Below are 15,517 nucleotides of genomic sequence, written 5' to 3'. Positions count from 1 at the left end.
CCCACACACAAGCCCTCCTCCGGCTCGCCCGGCAACGGATCAACGTGCTGTTCGCGATACTCCGCGACGGCACCTTCTACGAACCCCGCACCCCACGCCTCGCTTGACGAAAGACATAGAGGCACCCCCCGGCCTGGCGCCGTGGCACCCGCCGGTCGGCCTTCGCCCCGCCTGAGCGATGCCGAACTGGTCACCCTAGGTACCAAAGGCCGGTGCCGGTCACCGCGTGCACCGCCTCGAACAACCGCCCCGCGTGGCGGAGGGCCGCGGTGTCGGCCCGGTCAGCCGATCCCCTTCCGCCCGCATGGTGGCGGTGCCGGCTGGGCTCGGGTCTGCCACAACCAGGACGCGGTGCGTGGTCGTCCTGGTCCAGCAGCTCGGACTCACGCACAGGTTGGCCGCGCTGCACGTATCGGCTCTGCTTGGCAGATACCACCGAACGAGGGATACGCCATCCGGTGACCCCATTGACGGAGCGTCGTCCGCCGGAGACCTCGGTGTCGTTGGTGCACGGTGATGTCGTCGCGGCGGGTGGGGGGGGTGCCGCTCCAGCGGCAGTGGGTGAGGGGCTTGGTCATGTGTCAGGTGGCGTGCCGCGTGAGCCAGGACGGGAGGGCTCCTCTGCCGGGCTGGCAGTGCTCGTACGCCTCCCAGATGGTGACCCGGCCCTCCTGGACGAGGCTGTCGTGGCAGACGGGCGGTGGCCATGCGGCCGGGTCTGGGAGGAGGCGCGGTCGCCGCGCTCAGCAAGTGGGGGCGGCGGCCGCGGTGGGTCAGGCAGACGGGGCGGCGATCACCTGGCGAGTTGGGCCACTCGAAGCAGGTCATCAGGGCTGATGCGGATCGTGGCGATGTTGACGAGCCACTGCATCCACACTGGCTCGATGCCGGGTGCCGTCTCGAACTCGGCGTCGGTGATGTGTCCCTGGGCGTAGGCGACCGTCCGGTCTGCCAACTCCTGCAGAGCGTCGGGAGCGATCCAGCGGACGTTCTTCGTCTCGCAGGCGCTCGGGGTGAGGTCGCCGGTGACGGTGGCCTGGTAGACGGTCCAGTCGTGGCCGGTGCCGCGTGCGCCCGGCAAGCGGCGGCATCGATTACCCCACCACCCGCCAGTGACGTGGGTGAGGCCGGTGACGGTGAGGCCGAGTTCTTCCTCGACCTCGGCGCGGGCCGCGTCCTCGGCGGTCCCGTGGTCGTCGATGTGGCCAGCGGCGGGTGCCGTGCCGGGCGGGAAAGTGGCGTGGTCGAACATCAGGTAACGGCCCTGGTGATCGGTGATGATGATGCCGACCGAGGTGTTATCGCAGGTCTCCACGGTCCGTTCCTGGTGGGTTCTGGAGGGCAGACGGCTGATCGGGCGGCGCGGATGCTGCGGGCGCTCTCGACGCGTCGCTCAGGGTGGACAATGCATCCGCGGCGGTAGTGCCGGACGGCGGTGACGAGGGTGGGGTGCGCGGGCCGGGCCAGGCTGACGCTGCCGGCAACGGTGGGGAGCCCGTTCCAGGCGGTTCGGACTGGCAGGCCCCGGCGCTGCACGGCGACTATGCCGTCCTCGGCTGGTGGCCGACGAGCGGGCATTGCTCCCCTTACCGCCAAGGGCGAGTTGACGACGAGACGGAGGCCCTGCTCACCGGGGAGACGCGGAGGCCGTCGCGCCAAGCTCGGGGTGGAGCCGGGCAGGGTCACACGGTCTCGGTCTCGGTCTCGAGGTCCGGAGCGAAGGCCAGGGTCGGGACAGCGTGGGGTCCGCACAGCGGTCGCAGCATCCGGGGGGAGACGACCTCCTGAAGGAACATCTCCTGGATGAACTGCACCTCCGCCCGCAGCAGATGAGACACGCTCCCCGCGGCGGCCAGGTCCTTGCGTCCGACTGCCACATGTATGTGCGGGGCGAGGACGTCGTTCTCCGGACTCCAGGCGAGCGTGGCGGAGCCGACGGCTTCGACCGTGTACAGGACCGTCTCGTCCCATACAGGAACTTCCGGGTCCTTAAGCGGGCCGCTCGTCCCCACCAGGCTCACCTGCCGGAACCCGCCGAGGAACATCGGGATGATCGCCTGCCGGATCCCCATCTCCGCGCAGAAACCGGTCAGCTCCGCGACGAAGTCGTCGCCGTCATCGAAGGCCAGCGCGAAGGTGCGCCCCATCGTCAGCTCGGCGTGCCGCATCAGCCACGTCCCTCCGCGGTCGTCCCGGCGGGTGCAAAGGTGGCGACGATCGAGTCGCGCTCGGCGCCGCTGCGCAGCAGGACCGTCAGCAGATGGCGGGCTTTGTACGGGTCAAGGTGTCCGGCCCCGATCAGACCCCGGTCCAACAGGTCTTTTTCCGAGCCGTCGAATCCGTACGCGTGCGTGAGGGTGGTGCCGCCACCGGTGCGGGAAGCGAGGACGACCGGGATCCGCTGAGCGGCCTCCTGGAGGATGGGGACCCAGGTCGCGGGCACGTGACCGACTCCGAAGGCGGCGATGACCATGCCGTCGACCTGTTCGAGGAGCGGCGCCAGCAATGTGCCGTCATCGCCGAGGGACGCGGGGTATACGCCGACGCGGGCCGGTCGGGTCATTACTGCGGAGAGGGGGAGGGGTTTGTGCGCGGGGATCGCAAGGAGCCGCAGGCGGCCTTCGGCCACGATGCCCAGGGGGCCGGTGTCAGGTGCGGCGAACGCGTTCGTTCTGGTGCTGTGGGTCTTGCGGACCCTCGCGGCGTCGAAGATCTGGTCGTTGAAGACGACCAGGGCGCCAAGGCCGCGGGCCTGGGGGCTCGCCGCGACGGTGACAGAGGCGAGCAGGTTCGCCGGTCCGTCGGCTCCGGCCAGGTAGGGGGCGCGCATCGCGCCCGTGATGATCAGAGGCGTCTCGCCCGCGTACAGCAGACTCAGCAGGTAGGACGTCTCCTCCAAGGTGTCGGTCCCCTGGGCCACGACGAAGCCGTCGAAAGTGCTCTGCCCGTCCATGGCCCGCAGTTGGCCGGCGAGCTCCTCGATCTCGTCGAACGTCAGGGAGGCGCCCGGCTTGGTCGTGAACGACTGAGTCTTGACGACGATGCCGGTGTCGGCCAGTTGCGGCACGGCCGCGAGCAGGTCCTCCGCGCTCAGTGTGGGTTGCGCCGCGCCCTCCGCGGTAGTGGGGGTCATCGTGATGGTGCCGCCGAGGCTGATCACGAGCACCATGGGAGGAAGAGAACTTGCCTTCGTCAACGCACATTCCTCGGATCGCGTTTGGAGCAGGGCGAGTTGAGCCTATCGGCCGTCATGCGGGCCGCCCAGCATGCAGATGAAACGCAGAGTCTCGTCGAGTGCCGTGAGCGTGAGAAGGCGGCTGCGGGGACGCAGCATGCGGGTGAGCCCCTCCTCGGCGAGGTCCTGACACCGGCCGACCAACCAGGTCCAGTCCAGGCCGAGGTAATCGGCCAGGGCCCGCAGCCGCGCCGTCGGCGTCGGCCCGTCAACCAGACTGTGGGCCCGCGCGTGGTCAATCACCTCCTGGTAGGGAGCCACCTCCCGTCGCGTGCTGGTAGTGGCGACCCGCCAGACGGATTCTTCGCGCACCCAGTTCGCCAGGATGGCCTGGTTGCGTGCCAGGACGAACCCCTCGACCTCTTGGAACTCCTGCTCCGCGCTCAGCCACACTTTGACCCCGTACATCTCCATCATCGCAATCGCGAGGAACAGAAGAATTCGCTCATAAACCTCGCTTGATCGAACGACGGACTCTGGGACGCAAAACGCGCGACCGAGCGCGCTTCCCGGCCCCGCGAAGCGATCGGCGACCTTCTGCAAGTAGTCGTGCTTGTGCCTGAAGAGCAGCCACGGTGCGCATTCCTCCCCGGTGGCTTCGCGGGTCCAGAACGCAGGCACCTCGGGAAGGTCACCGAGATGGCGGACGATGTACTGGGCGCAGAGACTGGAGCCCAACCACGCGGCACCGATGGGGGAGAGGTCGGGCATCTCGGATCGCGGCGGCGCCGAGTTACTGATCCTGACGTAATGCCGAAGTTGCTCGGCACGGTCGGAGAGCGGATTGTCATCCGCCAGCAGACCGTCATCCATGACGTGCAGCGCCCAGATCATCGCGTAGACCAGGTCATCCAGCTGGTAGGCGAGCGGTACACGCGGGTCCTGGCCCACAAAGAGGTCCTGGCGGGCGAGCGCGGCGTCCATCACGTACAGACCGGACCCGCCGGCCGCACCGGGAGAGGCCAAAATCACGCCCCTGCGCGAGGAGCGGACGAAGGTCTCCAGGTGAGGGAGGTCTGCGGAGCTGATCTCCATGACGTCGCCGCGGGGCTCAGCTTCGTAGATCTGCACGCCGATCGAGGTGCCGTCGAAGTGCCGTCCGCCGGTGAGCTCCCAGCTGCCAAAGATTCCAGCGTCCGGTTCGCCGGGGACGTGCCGGGACGTGGGCCAGGTGTAGTCCAGGGATTGCCGTACTGCGGTGCGCGTCCTTCGGTCCAGCGGGCGGGGGCGGACGATGTCGCGCGCGGGGACGAGCTGGAAGAGGGCCTCGACCTTCTTGCCGAAATAGGCTTCGAGGATGGTGCGCAGGTCGCCGCGGGGGATGTGGGTGCCAGCCAGCCACCGCTTGTAGGTAGCCGTGGAGGGCCGGACCCTAGCGAGTCGCGGCTCTTGTAACGCTCTCGCGGCGTCTTCGGCCATGATCGGCCACAGGACCCGGAGCTTGTTCGGTGAGGCGCAGTTGAGCTCCGGAGCGTCCAGCAGGTGGTACAGGAGCGGTACGACACTCCGGGCCCGTGACTCAACCGGTTGAGTCATGTCGTCCTCCTTGATGGCCCCAGAGCCGCAAGGTTGCTCGCGGGATGTTCGTTCGCTGCTCACGATTCGGCGTACCGGAAGAAGAACAGGACAGCACCGGTGACCGGCCGAAGCCCACCGCGCGCTGAACCGTACCGACAAGGCGATCGCGGCAGCAGAGTCCTCTCTGAACTCCTGCATTGCCGGCACCCCGGGCTGGGCAGCCGCCTCTTTGACCCTCGCGCAGTGCGAAACTCCCGCCCACCCGGACGATGCGGCCGAGCGGGCTCTCGCTGTCCTGGATCGGGTCCCTCGCGCACGGTTGCGCTCGACCGCACGGGCTCGACTGGCCGACCTCGCCGCCAGTCTCGCTGACATCGGTGCTTCGGCCGGAACGGACCTGTGCGATCGTGTCCTCGCCCTGCCGCCCACCATCGACATTCACGGCGTCGCGGGTGGTTAGACAGCCGACGACGCCCACGCCGCTGCGACTGTGCGACACCTTCGGCGCTGCCCTGACCATCGTTTACCTCCAGCAAAAGCGGTTGTGCCGCGTGCACCGGGCCTGCATCCGGGCCCGCGCGGCGGAGGAAGGTGATCGGCCCATATGGGAAGAGCACCTTGCGCACAGCCGTGAGGACAAGCAACTCCCGCCCCTAGCAAGGGGGTCTCACCTGCAAGAGACCCTGGCAGGGCACGGCTACAAAAATCGAGTAGCTAATGGAGCCTTGGCCACTCCATGCCGACTCGAGTAAGATCATCAACTTTCCGTACGGAGAGCTTTCCTTTCTTGTAGTGGCTTCGCTGTGCGCTCACCCACTGACCGAGCGGGATAATCTCCCCGTCATGGGCGGCAACGGAGAAGGAATACGGAACTCGCAGATTTCCGTATTCCTTGAAGTATTTCTGCGCTGCCCTGACGTTCCGGTCCCAGTGGTACTTCTGTACGTCCCAGACCATGCCGATCTCGGCGAGTCGAGAACGGCGATCCTGGGATAGGCGGGCCTGCCGTTGCGCTGCGATCCAGTTGCCGAGATTCCGCGGCGGGCTGCCATCAGTCAAATGACCGCTGGGCACAAGGAGATTCCCCTCCCTTGTGTAGTATTCGCAGGCGGCGTGGAACATTACCTCCCATGCATGGTCGTGCTCATTCCAGACCATCCCGAGCTCCTCGAGCTGCGATGCGCGCTCAGGCTTCAGCCTGTTGCTGCGGTAGTGGCTGCGCAGATTTCTCAGCCATGCATGGAGGTCGACCTCTTCGCCGTCGATGTCGACGGTGTATCCCACGGGAAGTTTCAGATGTCCGTTCTCTCTATGAAACTTCTCGACCGCTCCGAACCTGAGGCTCCAGTCGTATTCGTAGACACTCCACACCATGCCGAGTTCATCGAGCTGTTCCCGTCGTTCGGCCGGGAGTTCATCTCGCTTGCTTCGGGTGAGAGCAATCCAGTTTCCCAGGTTGGCGGGAGGACTCCCCGGCTCGACATGGCGGGCGGGGACGAGCAAGTTCCCTTCGCGGTCCCGGTACTTCCGGGCCGCCCGGATCATCTCGTCCCAGTACTCGTCGTAGCGCGACTTCCAGGTGAAACCCCACGAGCGGAGCTGCTCGCTCTCTTCCTCGGATAGATCGATTTCGCCCCGTCGGACATTCTGAAGGAACGTGCCGAGCGGAAACCCTTCTTCAAGATGCCCTTTGGGAACCCGTAGGTGTCCTTCACGGGAGACGAAGAGCCGCGCTGCAGAGAGGGCTTCCTGCCGGTGGGCCTCCATGGGATTCCAGAGGATGCCCAATCTGTCGAGCTGATGCTCGCGTTCGGGCAGCAGGTGGCCTGCACGGCGCAGGGAGCGTTGTTTGCCCAGCCATCTGCCGAGTGCGAGCCCGGTCCCGCTCACCTGAGTGTGCGTGACACGCAGGTGGCCGTGCTCTTGGTGGTACTGCTGTGCGGCGCCGAGGTATTCCTCCCAGGCCGGCGTGGAGGTACGCACCAGCTGCGTGTAGATGGCGTCGGCGAAGTACTCCGGGACGGGCATCCCGGTGACGTGCAGCCAGTCGGGCAGCTCGTGCAGATTCCTGGTGACTGATTCGCTCTGGCCGAAGGTGCGCCGCGCTGAGTCGAGATGAGCCGCGAGTCGTTCGTCGTGGGCGCGTAGCGCGCGCAGCACCCGCCAGACCGGGGACCACGTGGAGCCGGCCAGGGCCTCCTCGGGGTCCTGCCCGGCGTCGAGGAGCACGGGGATGATTACGGACGCGGTCTTGTGAGCGCGGCCGCCCAGGCGCAAGGCGCGGCCGACGGCCTGGACCACGTCGACGACGGAGTCGCGGGAGTCGATGAAGGCGACCGCGTCGACCGATGGGGCGTCCACCCCTTCAGCCAGAACCCGGGCGTTGGAGATGACGGTTGTCTCGCTGGTCGGTCCTCCCCGCAGGAGGTCGAGAACCTCGCGTCGGTCCTGGAACGGCTGCGATCCGTACACGCAACCGGTGCGCAGGGCGAGGGGGAGGTCGAGCCACTCGGCGACCTGGGGCAGGGTGCGAGCGAACCAGTGTGCGTCCTGCACCCGGTGGTGGTACGTGATCATCCGCCGGAGGCCAGTTTGCGCGACGGCGCGGAGTACTGCCACCTGTCGGGCGAGCATGGGGGCGGCCATTGCTGTGCTGCCCACCTGGTAGTGCGTGCTGGGCCGGCGCGTGAAGTCGGCGGCCAGGCACCGGACTTCCTCCCGCGTCACACAGGCCACGATCACTTGATAGCCCGCGAGGAGACCGCGTTCGTACGCGGAGGCGTAGCTCAGATGGTGGACCTCAGGTCCGTAGACACGTTCGTTGTTCATGCCGACCAGTTCGGTGTCCTCGGATCTGCCGGAGGCACCCAGGATGCGGGGCGTGGCAGTCATGTACAGGCGCCGCTTCGCCGGGATGAGGAGGTCGTCATGCACGGTCGACCACAGGCGTCCGCGCACGCCGACGGTACGATGCGCCTCATCCGCGACGACGACGTCCCAGGGCGGCAGCCCGTGGACGCGGTGCGCCTCGGAGACGACGGGCAGGCTGTCGTACGTACAGGCCACGGTCGCCGCGGTACTCCGCGCGACGCTGCGGGCCACCTGCCGCGGGTCGGTGGTCACATCGGCGCGCAGGACGCGCTCGTCCATGCCGTCACGATGCATGGCGGCCGGGTCCGAGCACACGGCGGTGAGCTCCCCCAGCCGTTCGTGCGTGCCGAGCACTCTGGCCCATTCGTTGAGCTGCTGGGAGAGCAGCTCCACAGTCGGCGCGGCGATGATGCGGCGGCCCGCGGGCGCGATCTGTCCGGCGGCATCGGCACCTACACCGGTCTTGCCCGTGCCGCATGGCATGACGCATGTGACCCGCGGATTGCGGCTCCAGCCCTTCTGCACGTCATGTGAGGCGTCCCGTTGATGGGGCCAGAGTTCCATATCAGCCCCTCCCCTCAAGAACGTTCGGCAGGGGTGACTCCAGCGTGCGGAGGCGCCGCATTATCTGGTCGGCTGCCAGAGCGTCGAAGCGCTCAAAGACAATCCTGGCCTGCTGAAAGTAGTCCCGGGCATCCCGCCAGTTGCCTTGCCGCACGGTCGTCTCGCCGAGCGCAGCCAGGACGCGGGCCTGCTGAGGCGGAGAGTCCATTGCGATGAAGCTGTCCAGCGCCTCGCTAAGGAGGCTGATCGCCCGTTCATGATGGCCGAGTTGAGCATGTGCCAGACCGCGGCGGGCCTGAGCCCGGGCGGCGTTGAACCGGTCGCCTACCCCCGTCAGTTCCCAGACGGCGCGCCTGAGGTGGTCAAGGGCTGGCTCAGCTCGGGCGGCCTCCAAGCTGATGCTCCCCAGCGCCAGCCGACACAAGGCGGCACCGTGCTGGTCTGAGATCGGCGGCCCTTCCCAGACGCTTATCGCATCAGACAGCAGTGCGATGGCGGGCTCCGCGCGGCCATCTGCGTCGTGGCATAAGCCGAGTTCGTAGAGGGCTTGGGCCTTGCTGCGTTGGTCGGCTGTGGCCTCAGCGCTGTCGAATGCAAGGGATGCCCAGCGGGCGGCCTCGGTAACGTCGCGCAGGCCGCGCAGCACGGAGGCACCGGTGGTGAGCAGTTCGCGCTCCGCCTCCTGGTGGCCACACGCCCGCGCTGCTTTCAGTCCTCGCTCGTGCAGGTTCCGCCACAGTTCGAGGGGTGGCAGCCGCTGGAAGAGCGGCCCGGCAGCGTGGACGAGCTGCCACACGAGCGGCAGCCAGCGGCGGTCTTCGGCGGCATAGACCGCCAATTCAAGGTCGCCCTGGTGCGTCTGGAGCCAGGCCAGGGCCCCGTCCTCGTCCGTGAACGGGGCTGGCGCCGGGACTCCGCTCAGGTCACGGGACAACATGCGGCGCCAGGGCATCAGCAGCCGCTCCGCGCTGCTGGTGGTGGCCAGCATCCAATCCAACCAGCACGCCAATGCCCTGATGTGCGACTGGTTGGTCTCTTCCGCCTCGGCGTGTACCCGGGCACGTCGACGAACATCGTCGTGGAACCCGTACAGGTCACCGCGCACCGGATGCTGCCCCTGCCGCTGCGCCAGGCCGGCGTCACAGAGCGTTTCCAGCTGCCCGACCGTCTCCTGCCGGGACAGGCCGCACACGGCGACCGCCGTGTCGATGTCCCACTGGGCCGGTGGCAGCGCTGCGAGCAGTCGGCAGATCTGCGCCGACGCCTCGGGCAGATTTCCGTAAGCCTCCACAGCGGTAGTTCCTCTTTCCTCGTCAGTGATGGTTGGGGGAGCGGGATGGCTGGGCGAGGCCCGGGCAGCCGTCGCGGCTGGCAAGCCGGTTAGCAGACGCTGATCACTCGGCGAGACGGTCGTGCCGGTTTCGGTCACCTGGCCCTCCGGAGGCGCTCACGGACCCGGTCGGCGTCCCTGGGGCTGATCAACTTGTAGAGGGCCAGCGCCTCGGTGAACAGCTCAGCAGCCTGTTCGTGCCGCCCTGCGTCCTGCGCGGTCTGACCGAGCATTTCCAGACTGTGGGCGCCCCACCGGACCGAGCCGCGCGTGCTGAACTCCGCAGCTGCCTGACGTCCGCACTCCTTGGCCGTCTCGAGGTCGCCCCCGCGGGCGTAGGCGCGGCCGAGGAACGCCAGGGCGCGTGCGGCGTCGAAGCGGTCGGGGACCGGGAGCTGGAGCAGCACTTCGCGGGCCGAGGTCAGCGTGGCGATGGCGTCGTTGGCCTGGCCATGTCCGAGGTGGACCTGGCCGAGGCAGATGTCGGTCAGCGCGATCCCGCGCCGGTAGTAGATCCAGTCCCGCTCGCTTTCGGCGCTTGCGCCCAGGGATTCGCGTAGCGCGCGGGCTTCGACGAGCAGAGGCTGTGCCTGCTGCAGCTGGCCGGCGGCGAGGTAGGTGGCACCGAGCTCGTGCCGTGTCTGGGATTCGCTGCGCGAGTCCCCGTCCGCGCACGCCATCTCCAGCACCCGGGTGTAGGCGGTGATGGCCTCGCTGTAGCGGCCGGCGCCGCGCAGGGCGATGCCCATCGTGCCCAGAAGTTCCCGCTCAGCGACACGATCGCCGCACCGGCGGGCTGCCTGAATACCGAGCTCGTGCGTCTTGAACCACAGGGTGTAGTCATGCGACTCGCGCAACAGAGGCCACAGGGAGTGGGCCTGTTGCCATACACAGCTGTCGAGCCGGGCTGCGTCGGCGGCGCGTACTGCGGCGAGCAGGTTGTGCCGTTGGGCTTTCAGCCAGGCCAGCGCGGGGGCGTCGTCAGAGAACTGGATCGGCTCCGCGGGCGGGTAGACGTAGTCCCGGGACAGGTGGCGGTGGGTGGGAGTGATGCGGCGCTCGGCGGCGGTGGTGGTCTGCAGGTAGAAGTCGAGGGTGCGGCGCAGCGCCGCGGCGAGGGCGTCGGCACCGTCCTCCTGGGCGGCGAGGTTGGCGGCATGCCCGCGGGCAGCGTCGTGGAACCGGTACAACGGGCCGCGCACGGGGTCCGCCTCGGTGCTGCCCGCTTCGAGCAGATGCACCTCGCGCAGGTCTTGGAGTGCCTGAGTCGCGGCGGCCTGGGACAGGTTGCAGGCCGCCGCCGTGGTCGCGGCATCGAGGTCGAGAGGGAACAGATGGCCCATGCGCCGGTAGACAAGGGCGGTGCCGGAGGGGAGTTCCTGATAGGCGCGTGCCAGTGCCGTGGTCACGGCCGTCTCCTGCGGGTTGTGGGGAGTGGAGGTCTGGCGGTGTGGGTGGGACAAGGCGGTGAGGAGTCCAGCGAGGGACTGGTCGGGGTCGGCGGCGAGTTCCGTGACGGCAAGGGCCAGCGCCAATGGGGAACCCGCCGAGAGCCGGGTGAGTTCGGCAATCGCCTCTCGGTCCGGGGCTGTGCGTTCGTCGCCGAGGCACGCGGAGAGGTAGTCCCGGACAGCAGACTCATCGAAGGGGCCGAGCTCGTAGCGCACAGCGCCGTCCGGGGCGAGTTCCGCTAGCGGGTCGCGGCTCGTGACAACGACCAGATGACCGGGGCCGCCTGGGAGCAGCGGGCGGATCTGGTTGCCGCGCACGACGTTGTCCAAGAGCAGGCACACGGGGCGGTCGGGATCTGCGGCGGTGGCCGAGCGCCACAGGGCGCCGAGGTCCTCGGGCGAGGTGGGCTGGGCCCCGGGACGGATGGACCGCAGGAGCTGGGCGAGGACCTCCGGCGTGCGGGCAGGACCGCTAGGTGCGTATCCCCGCAGGTCGGCGTAGAGCTGGCCGCCGGGGAACTGCGGCTGGTGCTCGTGTATCAGGCGAGACGCGAGCGTGGTCTTACCGATTCCGCTGCCGCCCCTGATCACGACGATCCGCGCGGTGTCCGAAGGAAGCCGGGCCAGGCGGTCGGTCACGGCCCAGAGCGCGCTGACACGGTCGGTGAAGGAGGCTGGGACCGGCATGACCTCGCGCGGTGTAAGGGGGTTCAGCTGGGCAGCGAGGTGAAGGTGGAACGAGTTGATCACTCCGGCCTGCACGCTGGTCCCGAAAACCGTTCCTCCCATCGTGTTGCGCACGGTGGAGCTATGCCGCAGGCTGCTCGGTTCAAAGACGCCGGTCACAGGGCGTCCGCCTGGAGTCGGATCCGCTCGGCACCGGCCGGGCGGATCTGCGTGCAGAGCCCCGTGCTGCGCGGAGAGCAGCGCCGTGCCTGATCGCGGTCGCCTGCCTCCTCGTGGGCGGCACCCAGTAGTTCCAGGGGGCGGGCCCGCCCCCGCCCTCGAGTGCATCGCGCCGCGGCGAAGAGCTCGACCTCTGCCACCAACTCGGCTATCCCGTCCCTGCCTTCGCCAAGCAGGACACGGGTGCGACCGCGCAGGGCGAGCGCTCGATGGGCGTCGTATAGGCCGTCGACTTCCAGGAGGACGGCGAAGCCGGTCAACTGAGTGTCCCCGGTGATCTCATTGGTCGGCACAGTGGTCTCCCGGGGAGGACACGCGTCGGCCGCGCGGCCGCAGTTCGACCCCAGCCGTCACCAGCGCGTCGCGGACCGCACCATAGGACCGCTCCGTCAAGGCAACGATGGCCTCAATCGTCAGACCAGCCTCGTACTTGGCAGCGACGTATTCTCGGAAGATGGCTGCCTTCTCTCCCGTCAAGCGCTGGCCACGTCGTATCTCCGGCAGCACGAGGGGCGTGTCGTCGGGGGATTCCGTACGGACAGTCATGCGAACTCCATGGTCATAAGCGGGATTCATCGAGAGCGAGGGCGAGGAAACCGCCTGCGGCCTTCAGGAGCCGAAGCTCTTCTTCGTAAGGCCGATCGAATGGGGAGATGTCGACGCGGGAGGCGGCGACGATGCCGTCGACCGCCTGGCAGCGCAGCGCGGCATGCGCGCGGGCCAGAGCGGGCCGGGCGCCAGGGTCGGTTTGCCACGTGTCGTCGACGAAGGTGTCGACAACCTCGTAGCCCTCGCGCTGTGCATGAGCCAGTGCCTCGGCACGTCGGTGGGCCGCCTCTTCGATACGCTTGACCAGGACGTACAGCACCACCCTGGGGCGGCGGTCCAGTCCTGCACGGACGGACCGGAGGTAGTCCAGGCGTAGGGCGCGCAGGCCGCGGGCGGACTCGTATCCGGCGGGCTTCTGCGCCTGCCCGCGCGCTGCGGGCTCCGGCCGGTGCGGAGGGGACTGCGGCACGACGGACACCGTGCCCAGGTCCAGGGTCTGGATCATGTCGGCTCACCCGCAGCCGTCCCGGGGCGCCGGGTGGCCCACTGCTCGGGGACCCGGCGCTTCTCGTCGTCACGGAAGGTGGCAGTCGGCTCGCCGTCACCGCGCTGTGCGGAGGCGGAGTAGGGAGCCTGCGCGGCGAGCTCGGCTACGAAAAGCAGTGCACGATGGACAGCGGCCATGCATCGAGAGGTCATCGCTGAGCACCACCGGGACCGTCGAGTGCGACCGCGCCGATGCGCATGAGGCTCCCGAGCAAAGGCCGCGCCCGGCGGTGAGGCATCGGGGCGACAGGGCCGGCGCTCACGGCGTGTGCCTGTGTGGCGATTGCCTTCAGATTCCGAGCGGTGCCGGGGAGGGGACCCACCGCGCTGGGTTTCGGTTGCTTCGTTTCGGACACGTGAGTCGATCCTCCAGCCCCGTGAAGGGGCAATTAAGCGATAGGAACGGGCAGTTCGCGAATGTGAGGGAGGGGTTCGTGTGCAGGTGGCTGTATTCACCGAGACAGCGTGGCCAGAGTTGGCTGGAGGGGAGAGGGATACTCGCGACACAGAAACCGATGGCGGGGTGGTACGCGAGAACTCCGTGACTCTTTAGTTCGCGGAAGGCATTCAGTGCTATTCGTTTGGAAACGCCCAGCCGGAGCGCAATGCCGGTGGTGGCGAGAACGACTCCCCGTGTGCATGCGCCATGGGCGATGCCGTCCTGCAGCGCCCGCACCATGTCTCTGTGAATGAGGGGCGGGCACCGAGCCCTGGAGGGGGCGGACCTGATAGGCGGAGGAAGCGGTGGGCATGCCGGAGTCCTGATGCGGTGGGAGGTGCGGGTAACGGGGGACACTGCGGTGGTTCCTGTGGGCTTTGTACTGCGGAGCTACGCCAGGCTCTCTTGGTCAGGCTGTGAGGGGCCGCCCGCCGCGGACGGCGGCCAGGGCGAACTGGAGGAGCAGCGGAGCGGTGTAGAAGCGGCCGTCACCGCGCCAGCGGACCCACCGCGCACCGTGTGCGGCCTGGGGCATGCCGGGCGTCTGCGGCAGTTCAATGGTCGATCCGTAACCCAGGGAGCGGGTTCGGTCCGGCCATCCAGGGCCGTAGGACTCTTCGGGGACGAAGAATGCCCATCCGTCGTCCGCGAGTGCGGCCACGGCCCCCACGGGGTCGGCGTCCATCGGGCTGATCATCTTGACGGCCTGGTCGGCCAACAGCTTGGGCACGACGACGACTTCGAAGCCGGGGCCGATCGGCATGTGCCTGCCGCCGTGCCACCGGAGGAGGTTGGTGAGCTCAGCCTCGGGGCGTACGGCGCCGGACAGTTCCGCCGGGGTCACAGAGGCCTCCTTCTCGCCGAGGTTTTCTCCGCGGCTCCGGCGTGCGGAGCGAGTTCGACGGCGACGGGGACCTTGGAGTAGCCGCGCAGCAGGTTGTTCAGGACGCGTTCGGGATCACCGGCCGGGGTGATGTGGGTGCAGCGGGCGGCCAGGGAGCGCAAGAGCGTGCGGGCCTGCAGCACGGTCAGCGGGATGCCGGCGCAGTGGTGGTGTCCGCTTCCGAACGCCAGGTGCTGCTCGACCTGGTGGCGCTGAATGTCGAACTCGTCGGCGCGAGAACCCCATTGACGCGGATCACGGCCAGCCGATCCAAACAGCAGCCACACCCGCTCGCCCGCGTCGATGAGGGTGCCCCCCAGGTTCACGGGCTGGGTGGCCAGGCGCCCGAACCCCTGTATCGGCGCCTCCAATCTCAACGCCTCGTGGAAGGCAGCCTCCGACAGGCCGGGGGCGGCACGCAGGTCCTTCCACTGGCTGGGGTGCCGGGCGAGCTGTTCGATCGCACCGGTCAGGCCGAGGATCGTGGTGTCCATGCTGGCTGTCGTGTAGGCCGAGGCAAGGGGGATCGCGTCTGCTTCGTCGATCTTTCCGGCGTCGACGGCTTTGAAAATGCTGTCCATCCACGAGTTCGGGGTGACGGTGTCCCGTGTGACATGCGAGTGAAGGAACTTGACCATGGCTGCGGCCGCCGGAAGCGCCCTGTTGTGGCGGTCGTTCGCCGGGCCGTATACGTCGAATGCCGCCGGGGCGCCGGCCAGCAGCCGGCTGCGGGTTTCCTCGGGCAGGCCCATGGCGCTCATGACGTTGTCCGCCACGTACTGACCTACCAGCGCGGCCGCGTCGAAGGCGCCCTCCTCGACGTGCTGGGTGACCAAGGAGTCAGCGCGCCCCGCGATGTCCGGACGCATGTGCCAGATGGCCCGGGGCGTGAGCTGCCGGGACAGGACCTGGCGCAGTCGGACGTGGTTCGCCCCGTCGGAGGCCAGGACCGTGCCCGCCAGGACCTCTTCGTTGACCAGCGGCGTCAGGGCGAGGCCGCCCCGCGAGACGAAAGCGTCAGAGTCCTGCAGGATGCGCAGCACGTCTTGGTGGCGCGAGATCGCCCAGACGCCGTGCCGCTCCAGGTGGAAGACGGGCGAAGTGTCACGCAGCACCTCGTAGAACGGATACGGATCGGCAAGTATTCGGTCGTCGAACAGGTCGAGGGAGCTGGTGGGCGCGGCGGTGTTCGGCATGATCTCTCCTGGTCAGGTTGGCTTGGCGG

The 15,517-nt window shown here is 68.3% G+C and carries 13 protein-coding genes; all 13 read right to left on the bottom strand.

Features of this window, described 5'->3' with window-relative positions:
• Positions 1 to 793: 793 nt before the first annotated feature.
• The 13 genes from E2651_RS02720 to E2651_RS02660 all read right to left on the bottom strand — a co-directional run bounded on the left by E2651_RS02720 (position 794) and on the right by E2651_RS02660 (position 15,488).
• Positions 794 to 1,315 carry an NUDIX hydrolase gene (locus tag E2651_RS02720; RefSeq protein ID WP_135329321.1) on the bottom strand — a complete coding sequence of 174 codons (522 nt, stop codon included), beginning with the start codon at positions 1,313 to 1,315 and terminating at the stop codon, positions 794 to 796.
• Positions 1,316 to 1,682: 367 nt separating this feature from the next.
• Entirely contained in the window at positions 1,683 to 2,168 is a 486-nt protein-coding gene (locus tag E2651_RS02715; RefSeq protein ID WP_135329320.1) for a PPC domain-containing DNA-binding protein, read from the bottom strand.
• Positions 2,168 to 3,169, bottom strand: coding sequence for an asparaginase (locus tag E2651_RS02710; protein WP_135329319.1), 1,002 nt, complete (start codon positions 3,167 to 3,169; stop codon positions 2,168 to 2,170). Before E2651_RS02710 ends, E2651_RS02715 begins: the two co-directional genes overlap by 1 nt.
• Positions 3,170 to 3,238: 69 nt before the next feature.
• On the bottom strand, positions 3,239 to 4,771 hold the full coding sequence (locus E2651_RS02705; RefSeq protein ID WP_135329318.1) for a transcriptional regulator, XRE family protein: 1,533 nt from the start codon (positions 4,769 to 4,771) through the stop codon (positions 3,239 to 3,241).
• Positions 4,772 to 5,467: 696 nt separating this feature from the next.
• Entirely contained in the window at positions 5,468 to 8,188 is a 2,721-nt protein-coding gene (locus E2651_RS02700; RefSeq protein ID WP_135329317.1) for a DEAD/DEAH box helicase, read from the bottom strand.
• A 1-nt stretch (position 8,189) separates the two neighbouring features.
• Positions 8,190 to 9,617, bottom strand: coding sequence for a tetratricopeptide repeat protein (locus E2651_RS02695; RefSeq protein WP_135329316.1), 1,428 nt, complete (start codon positions 9,615 to 9,617; stop codon positions 8,190 to 8,192).
• The gene (locus E2651_RS02690; protein WP_135329315.1) at positions 9,614 to 11,656 is read right to left on the bottom strand and encodes a tetratricopeptide repeat protein; all 2,043 of its coding nucleotides are present in this window, start codon (positions 11,654 to 11,656) and stop codon (positions 9,614 to 9,616) included. Before E2651_RS02690 ends, E2651_RS02695 begins: the two co-directional genes overlap by 4 nt.
• A 155-nt stretch (positions 11,657 to 11,811) precedes the next feature.
• The gene (locus E2651_RS02685) at positions 11,812 to 12,168 is read right to left on the bottom strand and encodes a hypothetical protein (protein ID WP_135329314.1); all 357 of its coding nucleotides are present in this window, start codon (positions 12,166 to 12,168) and stop codon (positions 11,812 to 11,814) included.
• A complete protein-coding gene (locus E2651_RS02680; protein ID WP_209446048.1) occupies positions 12,155 to 12,421 on the bottom strand; it encodes a helix-turn-helix domain-containing protein in 267 nt (88 codons plus the stop codon). The genes E2651_RS02685 and E2651_RS02680 overlap by 14 nt, the downstream gene beginning before the upstream one ends.
• Before the next feature lie 13 nt (positions 12,422 to 12,434).
• Positions 12,435 to 12,929: a hypothetical protein gene (locus E2651_RS02675; protein ID WP_135329313.1), complete on the bottom strand. Its 495-nt coding sequence runs from the start codon at positions 12,927 to 12,929 to the stop codon at positions 12,435 to 12,437.
• The gene (locus E2651_RS02670) at positions 12,926 to 13,108 is read right to left on the bottom strand and encodes a hypothetical protein (RefSeq protein ID WP_135329312.1); all 183 of its coding nucleotides are present in this window, start codon (positions 13,106 to 13,108) and stop codon (positions 12,926 to 12,928) included. The genes E2651_RS02675 and E2651_RS02670 overlap by 4 nt, the downstream gene beginning before the upstream one ends.
• 710 nt (positions 13,109 to 13,818) lie before the next feature.
• On the bottom strand, positions 13,819 to 14,253 hold the full coding sequence (locus E2651_RS02665) for a hypothetical protein (protein ID WP_135329311.1): 435 nt from the start codon (positions 14,251 to 14,253) through the stop codon (positions 13,819 to 13,821).
• Positions 14,250 to 15,488: a cytochrome P450 gene (locus tag E2651_RS02660; RefSeq protein ID WP_135329310.1), complete on the bottom strand. Its 1,239-nt coding sequence runs from the start codon at positions 15,486 to 15,488 to the stop codon at positions 14,250 to 14,252. The genes E2651_RS02665 and E2651_RS02660 overlap by 4 nt, the downstream gene beginning before the upstream one ends.
• Positions 15,489 to 15,517: the final 29 nt, after the last annotated feature.

The organism is Streptomyces sp. MZ04 (genome assembly GCF_004684775.1).
Taxonomy (GTDB): Bacteria; Actinomycetota; Actinomycetes; order Streptomycetales; family Streptomycetaceae; genus Streptomyces.
This window is presented reverse-complemented; position numbering and strand designations above follow the sequence as displayed.